The sequence below is a fragment of the Teredinibacter sp. KSP-S5-2 genome (assembly GCF_032773895.1).
In the GTDB taxonomy this organism is placed as follows: Bacteria; Pseudomonadota; Gammaproteobacteria; order Pseudomonadales; family Cellvibrionaceae.
Genome location: NZ_CP120416.1, coordinates 1,619,297 through 1,638,792 on the forward strand (window position 1 = coordinate 1,619,297; position 19,496 = coordinate 1,638,792).

The 19,496-nt window shown below is 44.6% G+C and carries 14 protein-coding genes; 6 read left to right on the forward strand and 8 right to left on the reverse strand.

Features of this window, described 5'->3' with window-relative positions; genetic code table 11:
- Positions 1–85 precede the first annotated feature (85 nt).
- The 8 genes from P5V12_RS07435 to P5V12_RS07470 all read right to left on the reverse strand — a co-directional run bounded on the left by P5V12_RS07435 (position 86) and on the right by P5V12_RS07470 (position 7,244).
- The gene (locus P5V12_RS07435; RefSeq protein WP_316956720.1) at positions 86–2,170 is read right to left on the reverse strand and encodes a glycosyl hydrolase family 18 protein; all 2,085 of its coding nucleotides are present in this window, start codon (positions 2,168–2,170) and stop codon (positions 86–88) included.
- A gap of 496 nt (positions 2,171–2,666) precedes the next feature.
- The gene (locus tag P5V12_RS07440; RefSeq protein ID WP_316956721.1) at positions 2,667–3,437 is read right to left on the reverse strand and encodes an RNA methyltransferase; all 771 of its coding nucleotides are present in this window, start codon (positions 3,435–3,437) and stop codon (positions 2,667–2,669) included.
- Between the two features lie 198 nt (positions 3,438–3,635).
- Complete coding sequence (locus tag P5V12_RS07445; protein WP_316956722.1) at positions 3,636–4,028, reverse strand: CBS domain-containing protein; 393 nt, start codon at positions 4,026–4,028, stop codon at positions 3,636–3,638.
- A 37-nt stretch (positions 4,029–4,065) separates the two neighbouring features.
- Entirely contained in the window at positions 4,066–4,821 is a 756-nt protein-coding gene (locus P5V12_RS07450) for a pyridoxine 5'-phosphate synthase (RefSeq protein ID WP_316956723.1), read from the reverse strand.
- A 4-nt stretch (positions 4,822–4,825) separates the two neighbouring features.
- Positions 4,826–5,458 carry a peptidylprolyl isomerase gene (locus P5V12_RS07455; protein WP_316956724.1) on the reverse strand — a complete coding sequence of 211 codons (633 nt, stop codon included), beginning with the start codon at positions 5,456–5,458 and terminating at the stop codon, positions 4,826–4,828.
- Positions 5,459–5,496: 38 nt separating this feature from the next.
- A complete protein-coding gene (locus P5V12_RS07460; RefSeq protein WP_316956725.1) occupies positions 5,497–6,186 on the reverse strand; it encodes a TIGR04211 family SH3 domain-containing protein in 690 nt (229 codons plus the stop codon).
- 36 nt (positions 6,187–6,222) lie between these two features.
- Positions 6,223–6,522: a YciI family protein gene (locus tag P5V12_RS07465; protein WP_316957411.1), complete on the reverse strand. Its 300-nt coding sequence runs from the start codon at positions 6,520–6,522 to the stop codon at positions 6,223–6,225.
- Between the two features lie 14 nt (positions 6,523–6,536).
- Complete coding sequence (locus P5V12_RS07470) at positions 6,537–7,244, reverse strand: VC0807 family protein (protein WP_316956726.1); 708 nt, start codon at positions 7,242–7,244, stop codon at positions 6,537–6,539.
- Between the two features lie 93 nt (positions 7,245–7,337).
- On the opposite strand from P5V12_RS07470, the gene P5V12_RS07475 reads away from it, so the two are divergent.
- The 6 genes from P5V12_RS07475 (at position 7,338) to P5V12_RS07500 (ending at position 19,495) form a co-directional block, all read left to right on the forward strand.
- Positions 7,338–8,192, forward strand: a complete 855-nt coding sequence (locus P5V12_RS07475) for a PHP domain-containing protein (RefSeq protein ID WP_316956727.1) — start codon at positions 7,338–7,340, stop codon at positions 8,190–8,192.
- 149 nt (positions 8,193–8,341) lie between these two features.
- On the forward strand, positions 8,342–8,965 hold the full coding sequence (locus P5V12_RS07480; protein ID WP_316956728.1) for an L-threonylcarbamoyladenylate synthase: 624 nt from the start codon (positions 8,342–8,344) through the stop codon (positions 8,963–8,965).
- A 108-nt stretch (positions 8,966–9,073) separates the two neighbouring features.
- Positions 9,074–10,036, forward strand: a complete 963-nt coding sequence (locus P5V12_RS07485) for a ScpA family protein (RefSeq protein ID WP_316956729.1) — start codon at positions 9,074–9,076, stop codon at positions 10,034–10,036.
- Between the two features lie 17 nt (positions 10,037–10,053).
- Positions 10,054–11,397, forward strand: coding sequence for an SMC-Scp complex subunit ScpB (scpB, locus tag P5V12_RS07490; protein WP_316956730.1), 1,344 nt, complete (start codon positions 10,054–10,056; stop codon positions 11,395–11,397).
- Entirely contained in the window at positions 11,390–12,283 is an 894-nt protein-coding gene (gene rluB, locus P5V12_RS07495; protein WP_316956731.1) for a 23S rRNA pseudouridine(2605) synthase RluB, read from the forward strand. Before scpB ends, rluB begins: the two co-directional genes overlap by 8 nt.
- A gap of 267 nt (positions 12,284–12,550) precedes the next feature.
- Entirely contained in the window at positions 12,551–19,495 is a 6,945-nt protein-coding gene (locus tag P5V12_RS07500; protein WP_316956732.1) for an RHS repeat-associated core domain-containing protein, read from the forward strand.
- Position 19,496 lies beyond the last annotated feature (1 nt).

Here is a 19,496-nt window from a genome sequence, read left to right on the forward strand (position 1 = left end):
TTGGGGAAAATCGTTCAAGGAAAAAGAAAAAGCCCCGCACTGTGTACGGGGCGTAGCTTAGGGGAGGCTTGGATATTATGGATTATTATTGTTGGGGGTGTCCCAAGCCTTGGTGCATAGCATTGAGAATGGTGCCGCTGTCTGCATCAATCTCCCAGGCAAACACACCGCCCAGTTGATGCGTATTCACGTAGGTACCTTTTTCTATTACAGATGCTTTGGTATCCATGGTGATAAAGGTGCCTGTGCTGGGGTTCCAGACATAACTGGCTTTGGCGGAGTCGTCAAAGAAGACACTGAAACCGTTTACGCCAGTTCCGTCTGCACCGCCCATCATATCGGCTTCAATACTCTTATAGTCGATGATGCCGTCTTCCCAGATTCCTTGCGCACCCGTGCCTTTGATTGCTGTACCGCCTGTTGCCGTGCCATCAAATGGGCCGGTAGCGTCACCACCTTGAATACCTTCCCAGCCTCGACCGTACATGGCGACACCAACTGCGATCTTACTGGCGGCAACGTTGCGACCTAGTAGATGGGTTACGGTGTCGTGAATGTTGTTGCCATCAGTGGGTGTGCTCAGGTCGTTAGTATCGTAGATACCAGTTTGGTGACCATATTGCGTATTCCAGGCACCGTAGTAGTCATAGCTCATCAAGTTGATGTAATCCATGGCCGGGGCAGCTTGCTCCCAGTTGATTTTGCTGATTTTGGAAACACCTGCGTTAACGGCGGCGGTCAACTCATAGGTACGCCCTGTTTCCTGACCGAGAGCGTCGAGTGCTGCGCGTAGTTCGATCATGAGCGTTGCGAAGCCATCACCGTCCTGAGCTGTACCCAGTAGTGGGTTTGCGCCGCCACCGCCAGGGAATTCCCAATCGATATCCACACCGTCAAAGAAGTCATATTTCTTAATAAAATCGACGATGGATGCGATAAAGGTTGCACGAGCTGTTGGGTTCACACCGATCTCAAATAGTGGGTCTGATAGCGTCCAGCCGCCAACTGAAGGAAGGATCTTAACGTGCGGGTAGGTCATTTTTATGCGATACATTTCAGCGAATAGACCGGCTACCTCGTCATCCCATTGACCGGTCCCATCCATATCACCTTTTTCCAATGCTGCAAACTTGTCGTGTACCGTTACTTCGTAATCGGCTTTACCTTCACATTGCTGTACAAGCACGCCGTAGCCTGAGGGGTTGGAGTCCTGAAGTGAGTCATTCGGACCACAAACTGGAATGAAACCGTAGAAAATGTGAGTGAGGTTTTCTACAGGAATGTTTTTGGGGTAGAACGCACGACCATACACGCCCCATTCAACAAAGTAGGCTCCAACCATCTTGCCGGAGGTGTTGTTATATGGCTGGTTAAGGCCACCCATACCATTGGCTTTACGGGTTAACCAGTCGGCATTGTCGAGGTAATCCCACGGAGAGGCCGCAACATTCGGGTCACTGACGTTGACCGTTTTGGGGTCTGAATCAGTACAAACGCTGCCGTTACAGAGGCTGACTATTAGCGTATGACTACCGACAGTGGATACCGTCACCGTCGCGTTGCCACTCTGTGCTGAGGGGGAATTTGCAGTAAGGCTGGCCTCATGAATCACGGTGCCATTGTCGAGCAGTTTCCATGAGCTGCCATTCTCTCCAGACCACATATTCCAATTTACTGAGAATGTGACGGAGTTGGGGTCGGCCATCCAGGCTATTGCGGGTTTTGCCGGCGCTGGACCATCAACGGTTCCGCCGGAAGAACTGCTGGATGATGAACTTGAGCTGCTGCTTGAGCTGGAGGAACTGCTGGAGCTTGATGATGAGCTGCTGGAACTGGAACTACTTGAGCTCGAAGATGAACTACTGGAGCTTGAAGATGAACTGCTGGAACTGGAAGAAGAGCTGGATGTTGTACAGGCACCCTCGTCGGTCCAGGCGTAACTCCATGCCCAGCCTGTGCCGGGGTCGTAGGCACCACCGGAAGAACACCATCCTCCAACAGTGCAAGTATATGCATTGCCACTAGCTTGAACAGTTTCGCCAGTGGAATAGGTACTGCCACTTACGTACTCTGGCAGGTTGGAGCAGTCGTAAGCAAAAACGTTATTAGTTAAGAATAAAAGCGGCGCAGTTGCCAGAAGAAAAGCGGGGCGGGTCAATTTGTTGGACATTGGTTTTACCCTCTGTTGTATTTATATGTTGTTTAATCAAAAACAGCACAAACCCTTCATGATTTTGTGTGTTTTTTGACCGTCTCGCAAAGAGGTGTTCAAAATATCAATCATTGTTTCAACCCGTCAATGTGTGGAGTTGGATGTTTTTTAAGAATAAAAAAATCTATTTTTTATTTCGAATAAAGCTTTAAAGCATATAAAGTGTGATATATGTCACGAATTGTGGCGGGTAAATCTTATTTTTCTTTGTAGAAGAGCGTTTTAGGACAAATGTTCGAAAGACGCATTAAAACGTCAAAATATTGATCTTTTTTGTCTTTTCTGTTCGAAATTTCGAAAGCTGAGATGCTTTTCTTCTGTTAATGCTAAAAAATTCTTAAAGGAGGCTGTTTATTCTCAAGCAAAAGAATAAATTTGAATTTGAGCGTGTTTTTCTTATGACCAGAAAAGATAAAAAATAGCGACTTAGCAGTATTTGCCGAGATAACCCGGCTCAGACTTGGTTACGAAAACAGATAAGACTAGCCGTAACCGCGACATTGAGAGACTCAACCCCGTTATTCATGGGGATGCTTACGGCATGGTTACAGTGTTTTTGTACGGCATCGGATACGCCCTGAGTTTCATTCCCCAGTACGTAAACCGTTCCTTTAGTATTGCGCCATTCTCGTAATGGCGTTGGTGCATCTACCATTAAGCTCAACACATCAAACCCGTTTTGCCGGAAAGCCGTCAGGCAGGAGGCCAGGGTATCGCAGCGGATAATCGGGGTTTTGAAAAGCGTGCCGGCACTGGCTTTTATCACCAGGGAGTCGAGCTTGGCACACCCTTTCTCCGGGATAATCAGGCCTGCAAACGATGAGGCGCAGACAGAGCGTATGATCATGCCCAGGTTTTGAGGGTTGGTAACTGAATCGACAGCGATAAATTCGGCGGCGACCGGAGGGTTTTCCAGGCACTCTCGATAATCCATAAAGCCGGGCATATGGATATCCAGGGCGATGCCCTGGTCTTGCTTGCCGTTTTTGGATATACGTGACAGTGCTTTTTTATCGTGGTATTGAATTTCAATACCTTTACGTTCTGCCAGTGCCAGAATATCGGACAGAATGGAAGCCGGTTTGTTGGAATCTGCCAAGTGCAGTTTGTAGGCTGATAAGTCCTTATCCTGCAACGCCTCTAGTACTGGTTTTCGCCCATAGATGGTCAATAACTTATTAAAAAACGTCTTCCGTTCGATATATTTATCGGAGTCTGAGGGCATGAAATATCCGGTTTTAAGGTGTGGAGTGTTCAATAAAGGCCAAACTGTTTGCGGCGGGATTATGTCAGAGCTATGGAATTAAGCCAAATATTTGAGTGCGGGCCGCTATTATTGGGGCCCGGAATAAAAGGGGGCCTGCATTGCAGCCATAGGTTTGAGCTGCCAACTATCGCTATCTTGCAGGCTTAATACCGTGTGTTAGCTGATTTCGCAGAGTGCTTTCAACACCAGACGTCTTGATATCACGCCAACCAGTTTGCTCTCCTCAACTACCGGGTAGTTTTTGGGTGGCGATTTGGCCATGGTTTCTGCTACATGCAGCAGTGACGTCCCAGGTGTGACTGTTTTAACGTTGGTGCTCATCACGTTTTTAACGGACGGAGATTCGTTATGATAGAACGCGTCATTGAGCATTTCTTTTATACAGTCCTGCTCAGAAACAAACCCCACTAGATGCTTGTTATCATCAATAACCGGTGCGCCGGTAATTTGTTGAGTAACAAGCATTTTTACTGCTTCACTGATGCTTGTATCCTGATGGATGGCATGAGGGTTGCTATCCATGAAATCTTTAATCAATATCGATTGCATGACACCAGCCTCCTAATAGTTGTCTTCTATTTTGAGTCTAGCTGCAAACCTTCTTGTATGCCTGAACTGCGGGGGTAAAGCCCATATTTAGCGCATCAACGGTCAGGGCATGGCCGATGGAGACCTCCTGTAAACCGGGCAAATTCTTATAAAGCACCATATTTTCCAGGTTCAGGTCGTGGCCTGCGTTAATACCCAGGCCGATGCTTTGTGCAAAGGCGGCAGCTTCGCTATGAACCTGGAATACGGCTTGCCCTTCAGCTTCAGATTGCTCAAAAGCCCAGGCAAATGGGCCGGTATAAAGCTCGATTCTGTCTGCTCCTATGTCCTTGGCCAGTTGAATTTGTTCTAGGTCCGGGTCCATAAACAAAGAAACCCGTACCCCCAGATTTTGCACTTGCTGAATTAATGGGGCGACTAACTCGGCATCTTTTTTAAGGTCAAACCCATGATCCGATGTTTTCTGACCATCGCTATCTGGTACAAAGGTACACTGATCTGGTTGGCTTTCTCTGACTAGCTCGATCAGCCCAGGGTAACTGCCGCTTGCGGGGGCAGTGGGGTTGCCTTCAATATTAAACTCTGTTCCCGGGTATGCTTTTACCAGCTCAGCCAGTGATCGGGTGTCTTCTGGTCGTATATGCCGTTGATCCGGGCGAGGGTGGACAGTTAACCCGTTGGCTCCGGCATCAAGCGCTAACTTGCCGTAGGTTTCAACATTGGGAAAATCGCCTTCTCGGGAGTTGCGTAATAGCGCGATTTTGTTCAGGTTTACGCTAAGTTGGATTGCCATCGATTTACTGTACCTTTACTGCAGCTGGCGCTTTAGGCGTGTTTGTATTACTCACGGGTTTAACTCGGTAAGCCTTAAGGATACGCACCGGGTAATTCGGGGCTTCCGGGTAGGCGTTATAAAGACCGCGTGGTTCCTTTTCTATTTTTTTAACTACCTCATAACCTTCAACCACCTTGCCGAATACTGTGTAACCGGGTCCAAACGTGGTGGCATCCAAATGGGGGTTATCTTTTACGTTAATAAAGAACTGAGCTGAGGCGCTATCCGGGTCATTAAGCCTGGCCATAGAAAGAGTGCCGACTTTATTCTTTAAGCCGTTTTTGGATTCGTTTTTAATGTTATCGCGTGTTTGCTTACGGGCGAAGTCATAGGTCAGTCCGCCACCTTGAACCATAAAATCCGGGATAACACGGTGAAAAATTGTGCCGTTATAGAAGCCTGAATCGACGTACTCTAGAAAATTTTCAACGGTGATTGGTGCTTTGTCTGCATAGAGTTCAATCTTCATTGTACCGAGGTCGGTTTCTAGCATCACTTCTACAGTGTTGGATTTTTTCTCTGCAAATGCATTGATTGCAAAGGAAAAAATAACGCTAAAAGCGGCCAGTAAAGCCACAGATTTTATCGCTTTCATTCAATTTTCATCCGATTTTATTGTGTGGGAATTTTATATTAGGCCCAGTCAGAATAGCGTCTTTTGGGTTTTAGCATGGGCAGTAATGAAGACAGTATCATCCCCAGAATTAACAGGGCTGCACCATAGAACATGAAGTCGGCACTTTTGTCGTCTTTTAACTTATCGTTTTCAATGGTGAGGCTTTCGTTTTCTGCCTGCATTATCTGGTGCTTCTCAAGTAACTCTTGGTAGCGTCTGTCGAGGTCAATGGTGTTTGCGCTGAGTTTCTTTAAGTTCTCGTATTTTTCCTGCAGGCTTTCACCCTGCTGGCTGGTTTTCTTCAGCTCTTTATCTGTCGCTTGCTTCGCTTGAGTTAACACGTTATTGGCTTGGGTAAGTTGCTTATTTTTTTGTTTAAGCTCGGCATTTTGCGCAATCATTTTGGCGAGGGCAGTACGTGAGGACTCCTCTTCCATGATGTACTGGTTGCGAATCCAACCTTCTGTTCCATTCTGTAATCTGACTCTCGACCATTCCTGATCCGCACTGACTTCCAGCAGAGTCATCTCGGTTCCGCTTTTAAGGCCTTTATGTACAATCCGATACTCGTTACCTTGTCCACTTCTCAATGGGACATAGAGCATATCGGAAACATAGCGCTTTTGGTTGCCGCCATCCTGAGCTTGAAGATTTGATGTTAGTAAAACTAAGCCGGATGCAATAAGTGTGATAAGAAACTTTGACATGACTGACCTGGGTAAAATGCTAATGTAATGATTAAATTAAGGAAGAACCAATTTAAACGGTTTTACCGTGACCTGGGCATAAACCCCGGCTGCAATATACGGGTCTGCATCTGCCCAGGTTTGCGCAGCATCTAAAGAATCAAACTCCGCCACGACCAAGCTCCCGGTAAAACCGGCTTCCCCTGGTTCATTGGAATCAACAGCTGGGTGCGGCCCGGCGAGAATTAAACGGCCCTGGTTCTTCAATTCATTCAAACGGGCCAGATGGTCTGCCCGTGCGGATTTTCTTTTTTCCAAACTGTTTTCAACGTCTTGACTGATAATGGCGTAAAGCATGGGGATTCCTGTCATTATTTTTTCGGTTCGGGTTCAATAAAAACGTGTTCCAAGGGTAGCTGAGTTAGGCGTTTGATACTGCGAAACAGGTAGAAAAGTGCACCGACTAAGATCAGCATGGATGGAATAGCAATGACGGGATAACTCAACGCAGTCATTTTTCCCAGCTCGGCATTAAATTCTTCCGTACCCGGAGGACTGACGATAATGACTTTAGCCAGGATGTAATTCAGGCAGGAGGAAAAAAAGAAAGACGTGGCAATTAAATAAGATGCATTGACCAGCGTTCGGCCAAATGCCGTTTCGTTTTGATGTTCTTTCAGTGCCTGGTTTACCCGGTCAATCTGGATAATTTTGTCGTTAAACAAAAGTGTTTTCACCAAAGGATATTTGGTTTTCAAAGAAAGGATGGTTGCAAGACCGAGAATAGCCGGAATAGCAGCCTCTTTAATCGCAATATATTTGGGGTCCAGTTCCAATAAACTGATACCGCCAGTGAGAAGGATGCTGATTACCCCGAGAGCGGAAAAGAAGTTAACCTTCTTGGCTCGGAAGAAATCCATTACCCCATAACCAATGGGGAAGGCCAGGGCAACCACAATTCCCATCTTTACGCCGAGATAATTCTCGCCGCTGAATTTGGTCAAAATGACCGTGGGAATCACGATGTTTAGTAGTAGATTCAGTAATAAGTTTTCTTTTTTTTCGTTATCTTGTTTCATTACAGTACATCTTTTCGGTATCTTAGTCGTCTTTTGACCGAGCGCTTTGCCCACCTATATTCACGCTAAGACGTTAATTTTAAAGTAGTTTTCATGACAGATATTTACGATCTTCATTGTCACAGCAACCTTTCTGACGGTATTTTAAGCCCTGAAGAGCTGGTGTCGAGAGCAAAATTGCAGTCTGTGCGCACTCTAGCATTAACAGACCACGATACTCTAGCGGGAGTTCAGCGGGCTCAGGCTCAGGCTGAGAGGGAAGGCATTCATTTAATCACTGGAATTGAGTTCTCCTGTCAATGGGGAGGGCGGGGTATACATATCGTTGGTCTGAATATTGATATTCACAGTGATGCAATGTTGCACGCGGTCGACCATCAGGCACGACTTCGACTGTGGAGAGCGGAAAAAATTGCAGAGAAGTTAGAGAAAAATGGGGTTGAGAATGCCCTGCAAGGTGCGATGTCGATAGCTGAGGAAGAGGGGGGCAATCAAGCCGGGCAGGTGTTGGGGAGACCGCATTTTGCTAAATATATGGTGAAAGCGGGTGTGGTAGCCAATATAAACCAAGCGTTCAAGCGCTATTTGGGTGCGGGTAAACCTGGGGATATCAAACAGGTGTGGCCGGAAATAGGCGATGTTACCGAGTGGATTCGCACCGCGGGAGGCGTTGCCGTGTTGGCACATCCGGCGAAATATAAAATGACGCGGACCAAGTTAAGAGTTTTGCTGGATGACTTTATCGATGTTGGTGGCCAGGCTATGGAGATTATCAGTGGTAAGCAGGCGACAAACATCACCAAGGATATGGCCAATCTTGCCAACAACATGAAGCTACATGCATCCTGCGGCAGTGATTTTCACGTGCCTGGCCAGCACTGGCAGGAACTGGGTGCCTTTGGCTCCATGGCTCGAGGGGTAAAACCCGTCTGGGATCTTTGGCAATAATCGTCTAAGCCATTCTTTTTATTAAAACCTGTCATAACCAGACTAAAATAAGGGTAGAATAGTCGGCCGTTTTTTCCGGTTGGAAACTATCCATGCCGTGGGCTCTAACGTGAGCTGACGGGACACAGCAGCAAAAACAAGGTTTACTTATGGCGCAGTTTTTCAGTATTCACCCCGAAAACCCTCAAGGTCGACTTATCTCACAAGCTGTCGATATTGTCAGGCGCGGTGGACTGATAGCGTACCCTACTGATTCCGCCTATGCCCTGGGTTGCCATATTGGTGACAAGTTTGCCCTGGATCGTATTCGTGCTATTCGACAGTTGGATAAAAGTCATAATTTCACGTTAATGTGTCGTGACCTTTCAGAGTTAGCGAATTATGCGCGGGTTGATAACACCATATTTCGTCTGATCAAAAACCATACTCCTGGTGCCTACACCTTTATCCTCAACGCAACATCGGAAGTGCCTCGCAGGTTGCAGCACCCAAAACGTAAAACGCTCGGAATGCGTGTACCCAACAACCCTATTGCTCTGGCTTTATTGGAAGAGTTGGGTGAGCCAATTATGACCAGCTCGTTGATTCTGCCTGGAGATGTTGAACCTTTGACCGACCCTTACGACATCCGTGAAACGCTAGAACACCAGTTAGAACTGGTCATCGATGGCGGTTTTTGTGGCCTTGAAGCCACTACGGTGGTTGATCTTACGGGCGATGAGCCTGTCATTGCCCGTCACGGTTGTGGTGACCCAGCTCCTTTCGAAGCATAAAAATCTCTGCTGAGTGTATTCTTCCTGGCTTAGGTACCGGTATAATGCGCGGTTTCATGCCGTGAGCGTAGCGGTGCAGGCAGTATTCATTTTAGTTGAGGCGACATTTTGTCCGACGTTGAACCCGTAGTAGACACAGATCCAGATATGATTGATCAGCCTGACGCTGAAGCTCAGAGCTCTGTGTCTGAAGGCTTGCCTTCAGTTGATGAGACCGAAGGGGCTGGCGTCGAGGCCAGTGAGGCCAAAGAAGAACCTGCCGCGGAAAAGTCTGATCACCACCCTCAGCAATCGGAAATGCCTTTTGCTATTGTGCAGGGGAAAGAGTTCACTCAGCTTCCGAAAGACCTCTATATTCCGCCCGATGCATTGGAAGTGATTCTTGAAGCATTTGAAGGCCCGCTGGATTTACTACTTTATCTTATTCGTCGGCAAAACCTGGATATCCTGGAAATTGATGTATCCGAAATTACACGGCAATACGTGACTTACGTCGAAATGATGGAAGCCATGCAATTTGAGCTGGCTGCGGAATATTTAGTGATGGCTGCCATGTTGGCAGAGATAAAATCCCGCATGCTGTTGCCTCGTGCAGCAGAAGAAGAGGATGAAGACGAAGAAGATCCTCGGGCAACCTTGATTCGTCGCTTGCAGGAATACGAGCGTTTCAAGCAGGCAGCTGAGGACATTGATGAATTACCGCGGATGCACCGTGATGTGCAAATCGCCAAAGCGCAAGGGCCGGACAGAAACCTGACGCGACCTGACCCGGATGTGGACTTAAAAGAAGTCTTGCTGGCGTTGTCGGAAGTATTACGCCGTGCGGATATGTTTGTCAGTCACCATATCGAAAAAGAAAAATTATCCACCCGCGAACGCATGGGGCAGGTATTGGATAAGCTCAGCGGTCGACAATTTGTCCCCTTTGTCAGTTTGTTTAATGTGTCAGAAGGTCGCTTAGGTGTGGTGGTAACTTTCCTGGCCGTAATGGAATTAATAAAAGAATCCCTGGTGGAAATTGTACAGTCTGAAGCGTTCGGGCCTATCCACGTTAAAGCTAAATCTCAATAGAGCATAACTCGAATACTATGAGTTACGAAATAGACCAATTAAAACGAATTATTGAAGGCGCAATACTGGCTGCCGGAGAACCTTTATCGATCAACCGTATTCAAGCGTTGTTCGATGAAGATGTCATGCCTGAAAAAGAAGACGTGCAACAGGCGTTGGAACAAATCCAGCAGGACTGTGAACCACGAGGCTATGAACTGAAAGAAGTTTCCAGTGGTTGGCGTTTTCAGGTGAAAGAAGACCTGGCCACTTGGGTGAACCGGTTATGGGAAGAAAAGCCGCAAAAATATTCTAGGGCGCTTTTGGAAACCCTGGCGTTAATTGCATACCGGCAACCAATAACCCGTGGCGATATTGAAGACGTGCGTGGTGTTGCGGTAAGTTCTCACATTATTAAGACACTTACTGAAAGAGAATGGGTAAAGGTTGTTGGTCATCGTGATGTGCCGGGTCGGCCTGCTCTATATGCCACGACGAAACAGTTCCTCGATTATTTCAGTTTAAAAAGCCTGGAAGAATTGCCCACGTTAAGTGAGCTAAAAGATATTGATGGGTTAAACCAATCACTTGAGTTCGATGAGGCAGAAACCTCGCCAGAGGCCGGCAGTGAAAATGCCGAAGGTGAGGCGCAAACAGATGAGGGATCAGCATCAGTTGAAGAATCGGGTGATGTCGAAACTGTTTCTGAAAATAGCGAAGAACAGTCCGTACAAAATGATGTATCGTCAGAAGAAAGTAATGACATAAACGCAGATAACGATAACACTGACGAAGCAGAAGCAGAAGCAGAAGCAGAAGCAGAAGCAGAAGCAGAAGCAGAAGCAGAAGCAGAAGCAGAAGCAGAAGCAGAAGCAGAAGCAGAAGCAGAAGCAGAAGCAGAAGCAGAAGCAGAAGCAGAAGCAGAAGCAGAAGCAGAAGCAGAAGCAGAAGCAGAAGCAGAAGCAGAAGCAGAAGCAGAAGCAGAAGCAGAAGCAGAAGCAGAAGCAGAAGCAGAAGCAGAAGCAGAAGCAGAAGAAGCAGAAGCAGAAGCAGAAGCAGAAGCAGAAGCAGAAGCAGAAGCAGAAGCAGAAGCAGAAGCAGAAGCAGAAGCAGAAGCAGAAGCAGAAGCAGAAGCAGAAGCAGAAGCAGAAGCAGAAGCAGAAGCAGAAGCAGAAGCAGAAGAAGCAGAAGCAGAAGCAGAAGCAGAAGCAGAAGCAGAAGCAGAAGCAGAAGCAGAAGCAGAAGCAGAAGCAGAAGCAGAAGCAGAAGCAGAAGCAGAAGCAGAAGCAGAAGCAGAAGCAGAAGCAGAAGCAGAAGCAGAAGCAGAAGCAGAAGCAGAAGCAGAACAAGATAACGAGAAAAGCCGAGAGTTAAATGACTAAAAAACAAGACCTTCCTGAAACCGAAGCTTTCGACAATAGCGAAAAGCTACAAAAGGTTTTGGCTCGCGCCGGTTTTGGCTCGCGCAGAGAAATGGAACGAGCAATCTCTCTTGGCAAAGCAAAAATTAATGGCAAAGTGGCGAAATTAGGGGATAGAGTGTCTCCTGAAGATGCTGTTGAATTCGACGGTAAAAAAGTTCGCGCTACACAAAAAGAATCTCAACGCTTGCGAGTAGTGTTGTATAACAAGCCCGAAGGGGAAATTTGTTCTCGCTCGGACCCGGAAGGGCGTCGCACCGTTTACCAAAATTTACCGCGTCTTAAAAATGGACGTTGGATATCTGTTGGCCGTCTTGATTTCAATACCAGTGGATTATTGTTATTTACCAATGATGGTGAGTTGGCTAACAAGCTTATGCACCCGTCTTCCAATATTGATCGAGAATACTTAGTGCGTATTCAAGGTGAAGTCGATAACGACATGATGCAACGTTTGCGTGACGGCATTATGCTGGAAGACGGTATGGCCAAGTTTACCGATATCCAACCTGGAAACAACGAAGAGGAAGAACACAGTAACGCCTGGTTTTACTGTGTGGTCATGGAAGGTCGCAATCGAGAAGTGCGTCGCCTGTGGGAATCACAAGGTGTTCGCGTCAGTCGCCTGAAACGTGTCCGTTTTGGCAATATCTTTATCCCTTCCCATGTGCGAGTTGGTCAATGGATCGAACTCAACGACAAAGAAATTCGCGCACTCTACCAAACCGCCAGTTTGGATGTTCCAAGAAAACAAAAATTCTCACCGTTAATTAAAAAAGCGCAGGAAAGGCATGCAAGGAAATTGCGGGCTTCGGGAAAAAATGTGTCTGGACGGTCTAAGTATTAAAAAATACCAAAGAATAAATTATTTTTATCTTTGATGTTGATCAGCTTTTCCGTAAAAAGCTGATCTTGAATTGTCAATAACTGGAGTGCATAATCGGGGTTGGTACAATGTTTCGTATAATGACGCAAGGAAAGTAGAATAATTTAAAGATTTGAGGGATATACGATAATTTAGGTTTTGCACTTATTCTGTCTGCTTGTTTCTCCCTAGGTCGTGGTGCTTTTCTTTGTGTTTGTATAGGGCTTTTTGTTTGCATGAGGTGGCATCATGTTGGGGAACGCAGGCCGTTTTTTAGGTGTTTGTGCGTTAGTTTTATTGTCTGGTTCTACGTTAAGTGTAGAGTTTGATCAGGATAAATACGACGTTTACTACGGCGATTTTAATGGGGATGGAAATGGTGGTGATATTTATTTTCATTCTCTTGAGCAATTTGTTTTAATTCATGGTGACATAGTTATACCTATCTCGTTAAATAAAGATAACGGGTTTGTGTATTATGCGGGCGAGGGAAATACTGCATACCCTTTTAACCTGGAAGAAGCTCTACTTACCTCCTATCAAAAAGCCAGTTTAAATACTGATTTTTTCTTTGAAGATATAAACTCGGATGGGGTGATTGATGTCCGTGTTAATTCTCTTACAAATGAAAGCTACGATTTAAATGTTTATGGTAGTAACTCAGAAACTTTACCAACTGAAGTTGTAGAGGTTGGAAGTATCGAATCTGATTATCCTTTCGATCAAGTAGTACCTGATGAGTTTAAATATAGTTTATCTGATACTAGTGGTTTGCCTGAATTTTCTGGAGCTTCAAGGTTTGATGAAAATGGTTATGTGGCAGGGGTGGAGACAGAAGGGGTTTTATCTGTAAATAATGGTGTGGCAGTATACTCTGTTCCAATTGATACTCCTCCTGCGATTGAAAATATAAAACCGGGAATTGAGTTGGTATACAGTAGTGATGCCGGTGACGGTATTGCAGGTTTTGGGTGGAGTATCACTGGATTAGATTCAATATCACGATGTTCTCCCATATTTGCCAATGAAGGTGCAAACGCCCAAGATAAGAATCCACGGTATACCTATTCGGATCGATTATGTTTAGGTAGCTCAAGATTGGAGTTGGTAAATGGTGATGGTAGTGAAGGGGATGCAGTATATTGGGCTATTGACTCCGAATATAGAACAGAAGCAGAAAGCTTTAAAAAGATAGTGGCTCATGGTAATTCAGGAAGTGGGCATAGTCACTTTACTGTCTATGGAAAAGATGGGCTTATCTATCATTATGGAACACACTACACGGAACAGAATAGCCGCCATTTGGCCCCAGGGAAAAATGACAATACTATAAAAGAATGGTTGTTGGATAAGGTTGAAGATAGATACGGAAATTACTTGTTGGTCTACTATAGTTTGAGCTCTACGGTTAATAATTATTACGTATCTCATATCCTGTATAACTTAGGTGTCTCCCAGTCTGCAAGCTCTATTGTGTTTACTTATACCGATCGTGCTCAAACTGGAAGCGGTGACTTTGCCAGTGGTTTTAATTTTTCAGGTATACCGAGTATTCCTTGGGGGTATGATAATGGTGAAACCTATATTAAAGATAAAATACTGAAGAAAATTAATACCTTTGTTAATGTTACAGATAGGTCTATGCCGAGCTCGGGTACGCCTGTTTATGAATACGATATTCAGCATGTTAGAAGTGAAATAACTGGCCATTATTTGATGGATTCAGTTAGTAAATGTGGATTTGATAATTTCAATACAAGAGTGTGTGCAGCTCCGATTCAATTTAGTTGGCAACTGTCAAAAAGTAACGAAGTGTCGGAGCTTGGTTTTGAAGATACTACTTTCACTGCTGTAGAGTGTTCTACCGGAGAAAATCTGTCACATTTCTTTAATTCATATAGTGATGTAGATGGTGATGGTTACACAGATATTATTTTGCCATATGGTATTGGTGCGTGGGGTACAGCTGAAGGGTGTTTTAATCGGGCAGTAAATGGAGACATCGGTCAGTATAATGGGCCTTTGGAGTACAACGACCCTGAACTTCAATACATAACGACTCCCAATGGGCAAAAAGCACTACATGTTGTCGGAGGTGATGGGGTTTATCTTGTAAACTTATCTCAAGAACCTGGAGGTATTACTAAAACAAAGGTTTCAGATCTTGGAGTGCCTTCTGCTCAAACTATTGCCCCCGTAGTTGCTGATTTTAATAATGATGGCCTTTCAGATATTCATATACATCTAACTCGATATCAGAATAACACTGACTCCTTTTCCGTGACCTATGGTTCAGAGTGGGGTGAACCAGTGGATTATCTGACGAGTCCATGTTTGACTGATTTTAATAGTGATGGATTACTAGACGTATCCGCAGCGCTGAATCTTGCCGAATCTCATGACTCTGCTGCAATACATAATTTGGCTGTTGGACATATTAATACAGGCCAAACTATTTCTAGCGACGAGGCTTTTGTTTATGAATTAGCCTATGGCTTTTCGTACGCGGTTGTTGCTGGGGCTTGTGGCAGAACAATGGGGTTACCTGGTTTTCTAAAAGAAGATATTGATATAAACAATGATGGAAAGCTAGACCTTATATACCCCAAATCGGGGTGGCAAGTTAGGTTAATGACAGGGCGAAATGAGGCGCCGTTTTATACCGATGAGGTTTCCACAGGAATACCCGTTGCGATTGGCAATCCGTCGCCAATGGATCCTCTTCGAGAAAGGTATTTTCAGTATTTATACGGTTACGATTATAACCAGGATGGGCTTGAGGATTTGCTTCTCTTGAAAGAGTCTGCCACAAGTGTAGAAGGGAGTCGTGATCGTGATTGGAGGCTATTCTTATCGACTTATGACCAAGGGCAGGTTCGTCTTGTTGACTCAGGTATCGATCCTACTAATGGAGGGAGTAAATGGCTTTCCACTGTGTACCATAATTTTCCTGGTGCCAAAATGTTTGCAGGTGACGTAAATAATGATGGTTACACTGACTATCAAGGATATACGGCCGAACAAATATGGACTGGCAGTACTTATATCCGACTTGCTAAAGCTAAAAAGCCAAGCCTATTAAAATCTGTCATCAATAGTTTTGGTGTGGAGACTAAGCTGGAATTTAGTACTTTATCTGGTGCAGATAATAATGGCCGTCCTCTCTACCTACCTTCAAGTGAAGCGGTTGTATATCCCTATGCTCACGCATCACGTAAGCGCCATGTTGTTAAAAAGCTATCCGTAGAAAACAATGCTGGCTCATATAACAATACCTACTACTATTATCGTGGCGGGAAAGAGAGCCTTACAGGTCGAGGCTTCTTAGGGTATGAGCAGGTTGATATCGTAAATGAAGCACAAGGGGTGGAAGTTTCGAGAGAGTTTAACCAATATTTTCCATATACGGGAACGTTAAAGAAAGAGATTTCAAAAGCAACCACAGGCGAGCTTATCAGTTTGTCTGAATATACATATCAAGTTCACAGTCAAAATCCACGTTATGTATATAAGAATAAGGAAATATCGAAGGATTATCGTTTATTAACAATAGATATGAATCAACCATTTTCTGTGACAAGCACTCAAAGTGATTATGATTCCGATGGTTGCTTAGCAAAACAAACCACTATTGTTGGAGATAATGAAATTAGTGGTTCCGTTACCAATGCTATTAAAACTGTAGTTCAAGATAATATTATTGCGTCGGACCCTTCAACATGGTTGCTGTGTTTTGTTACAAAGAATGACATTACGAGCAGTACGCCTGAACTTGGAACGGAAACTGTATCAAGTAGCTTTGTGGCAGAACCGGGAACACTGAATGTTAAACAGGCAACAAACTACGAAGGTAGCGCACTTCAAACAATAGTAATAAATGAACGTAATAGTCGGGGTCAGGTTGTAAAAACCAGAACACTAGCAAAAGACTTTGACGGAACGGCGTTAGCGGAAAGAGCAAGTGAGGTGCTAAGTTTTCAAAATGGGTTATATCCTTCAAGTGTGAAAAACGCTAAAGGACACATAATATCCACTGTGTTTGATGATCGCTTCGGTGGAGCAACAAGTGTAACCGATGCGAATGGATTGCCACTAACGTCTAGCTATGACGCTTTTGCCAGAGCAGCCACATTGAATGATGTACATAATTCAGTTGTGACCCAATATGTACTTGACTGTACGGTATCTACAGCTGTTAATTGCCCTTCAAACGCCATTACGGCGGTTACAGCAACACACAAAAATCCATCTGTTAGTAATGCTTATGGTTCCCCGGTCTCAATTCAATACTTAGATAAGTTTAAGCGGGTGGTTCGAGAAGAATCATTTGGTTTCGCCGGTCGAAGTTCCAAAGTTGATCATGAATACGATGTTTTAGGGCGGGTAATTCGAGTATCCGAACCGTACACTGCAACTGCAGAATATTGGAGTTACTATTCAAATTTTGATGTTTTAAATAGGGCCAGGAATGTATCTTTGCCAGGAGGAGGGGCGGCGAGTTTTAGCTATGGTGTTGAAAGCGGTATGTTTAAAACCACTAAAACAATCAGCGTAGTTGGTGGCGTGGGCAATGCGGAACGTCCGCATTACAAATACGAAGATAAACTTGGACAATTAGCAAAAGTGGTTGATGCATTGTCTATTCCCGTGGAATACAGTTACGACCTATGGGGAAATCTAACGTCTACCACCGTGAACTCAGATCCGGATACGACCATTCATGTTGGATACAATATTGCGGGGCAGAGGGGTTTTATTGATGACCCAAGCGCTGGAATACTTAATTTTGAATATAATGGCTATGGAGAGTTGAGAAAGCAAATTTGGCAAAAAAATACCGTAGATGAAAAGTCTATTACCTATGATTACGATATATTAGGTAGAAAGATTTCTCGCGTAGATAGTCCAACAACAGGAACAGCTTTAAGTTTCTCTTGGGTTTGGGATACGCAAAAAATCGGATTGTTATCAAGTAAAAGTGGGAATGGTTTTGCAGAAAATTATTACTACAATGAACATTCTCAGCTCGATCAAACAAAAACCAACATCAGTGGTTTGGGGAGTAGGGATTTTTATCATTTCTACGATAAGTTTGGCCGTCCTCAAACCATAGTATATCCAAATGGTTTGTCTGTAAAAACTGAATATCATGCAGCTGGTTTGCCAGTAAAAACGCTTGATACATCAGATCCAATGAACCCCAAAACTCTTTTTGGGTTAGGTAATGTACAAGATTCGCGTGGAACTTATACGTACAAAGCTTTTGGTAATGGCGTTATTACCAAAACCTCTGTTAACCCACAAACGGGTATGCTGAGTGGTATTACTACCGGTCATTCTATTGGCGGTACAATTTCTACTTTAGTTGGCGATGTACAGCAGTTGCACTATGAGTTCGACAGTATTGGTAATTTGGTTCTCCGCCGAACAGCGCGCACAAACAATCAAGGAAATGCAATTGAATATATAACAGAAGATTTTGGTTATGACGCCTTAAATCGCCTGATAAGCCTAAATACATCTGATGCTCTGGGTATAGTAGAGACAGAAACCTATCGTTACGACAATTTAGGGAACCTTACGTTTAAAAGTTCAGTAGGTAATCTAGAGTATGAGCAGATAAATGGGGCGAGCATCCATGCTGTGACAAAAGCTGGGAATCAAGTATTTCAGTATGATGCATATGGAAATATGACCCTTCGTGAAGGTCTTCAATTGGAATACGATGTTTTTAATAAACTGAGTAAAGTTGGAAGCGATCAATTTTATTATGGGCCAGATCATAAACGCTTCAAGCAGGTAAGTGCAGGTAAGACAACATATTACTTTGGCGCAGGTTCCTATGAAGAGATTGTTGGGGAGAGTGTCACTGAGGAAAAAACATATATTGGGGACTTCTTGGTTTACACAAAAAAAGGACAACAAATCGAGTCCCGTTATTTACACCGCGATCATTTAGGGTCTGTAGACGCCATTACGGATGAGTTAGGCAAATTTGTGAAAAGGATGAGTTTTGACCCTTGGGGGCAGCGCCGTCAGGAAAACTGGGAGCCAGGGGTTCCTCCTATTTGGGAGTTAGTTTCGTTACCTACGACAAAAGGCTTTACCGGGCATGAAATGTTGGACAACTCGGGACTCATTCACATGAATGGCCGCGTTTATGACCCCAATATCGGACGTTTTCTGAATGCGGATATATTTATTCAAGCACCGAATAATACCCAAAGTTATAATCGATATTCTTACACTATGAACAACCCTCTGAGCTTAACGGATCCCAGTGGTTATTCTTGTGGAGGTGTACCGCTGGAGTGGGGGATGTTGGAGGCCGTTCGCACCTCTTCAGAAGTTGGGCATAAGATGTTTCTGTATACATCGGAATTAAGAGAAAAAATCAGGGAGTTAAAAAAGAAGCAGGCCGCGGTGAACGAGGCCTGGAAAAAGCTTCTTGAAGCTTTAAAAAAGGAGTTAAAACGTCAAAGTGATAGTGATGAAGGAAATGATCCAAATACAACGGATAGCATGGAGTGGTTGGGGGGGCCAAAAGGCGATGGATGGATATATATTGGAAATGGTACGTGGGTAAATCCTGGAAATATGTCGGTAGGAGACTTTGCTTCTGTCGCAGAAGATATCGCCGTCGAATCTGCGCAGATTAGCAGTGATTTGGCAACAGTTGGGTCACAAGAGGGATTCCTAAGTAATGCTGGTAAAGCTCTCCAGGAGTTTATTGAAACAAACAAATCTGCTCTAGGTGATCACTCCAAACAGTTTTATTCAACAGCAATGAAAACCATATCGGCTAACATAGATAAAATTATGGATGGCGGTTATACATATGGGGTTTTGTTTGAAGCTGCTCTAGCTGCTGGAGTTGGTGTTGTTGGGGGAGGAATGTTCGCAGTAGATAAAACGGGTGCATCGACCTATGCTTTTGCCGGTATGGAAGGGGGGTTAAGCATTGGGGGAGCATTGACTGTGGGAGTAATCGAGTACGCTGGTTCAAGAAATAGTTTGAGTGGCTGGGGCGGTTCTATAAATGCATCGGCAGTATCAGGTTTAGTCGGAGCTGAAGGGGAGTTTATGTTTTCTGGTGGAAACAGTGGTGCTTACGTTGGTTGGGCGTTTGGAGGAAAATTCTCCATCTCAGCGGAGTTAACTCATACTTGGCAGTTAACTAATAGGGAGTTTTAAT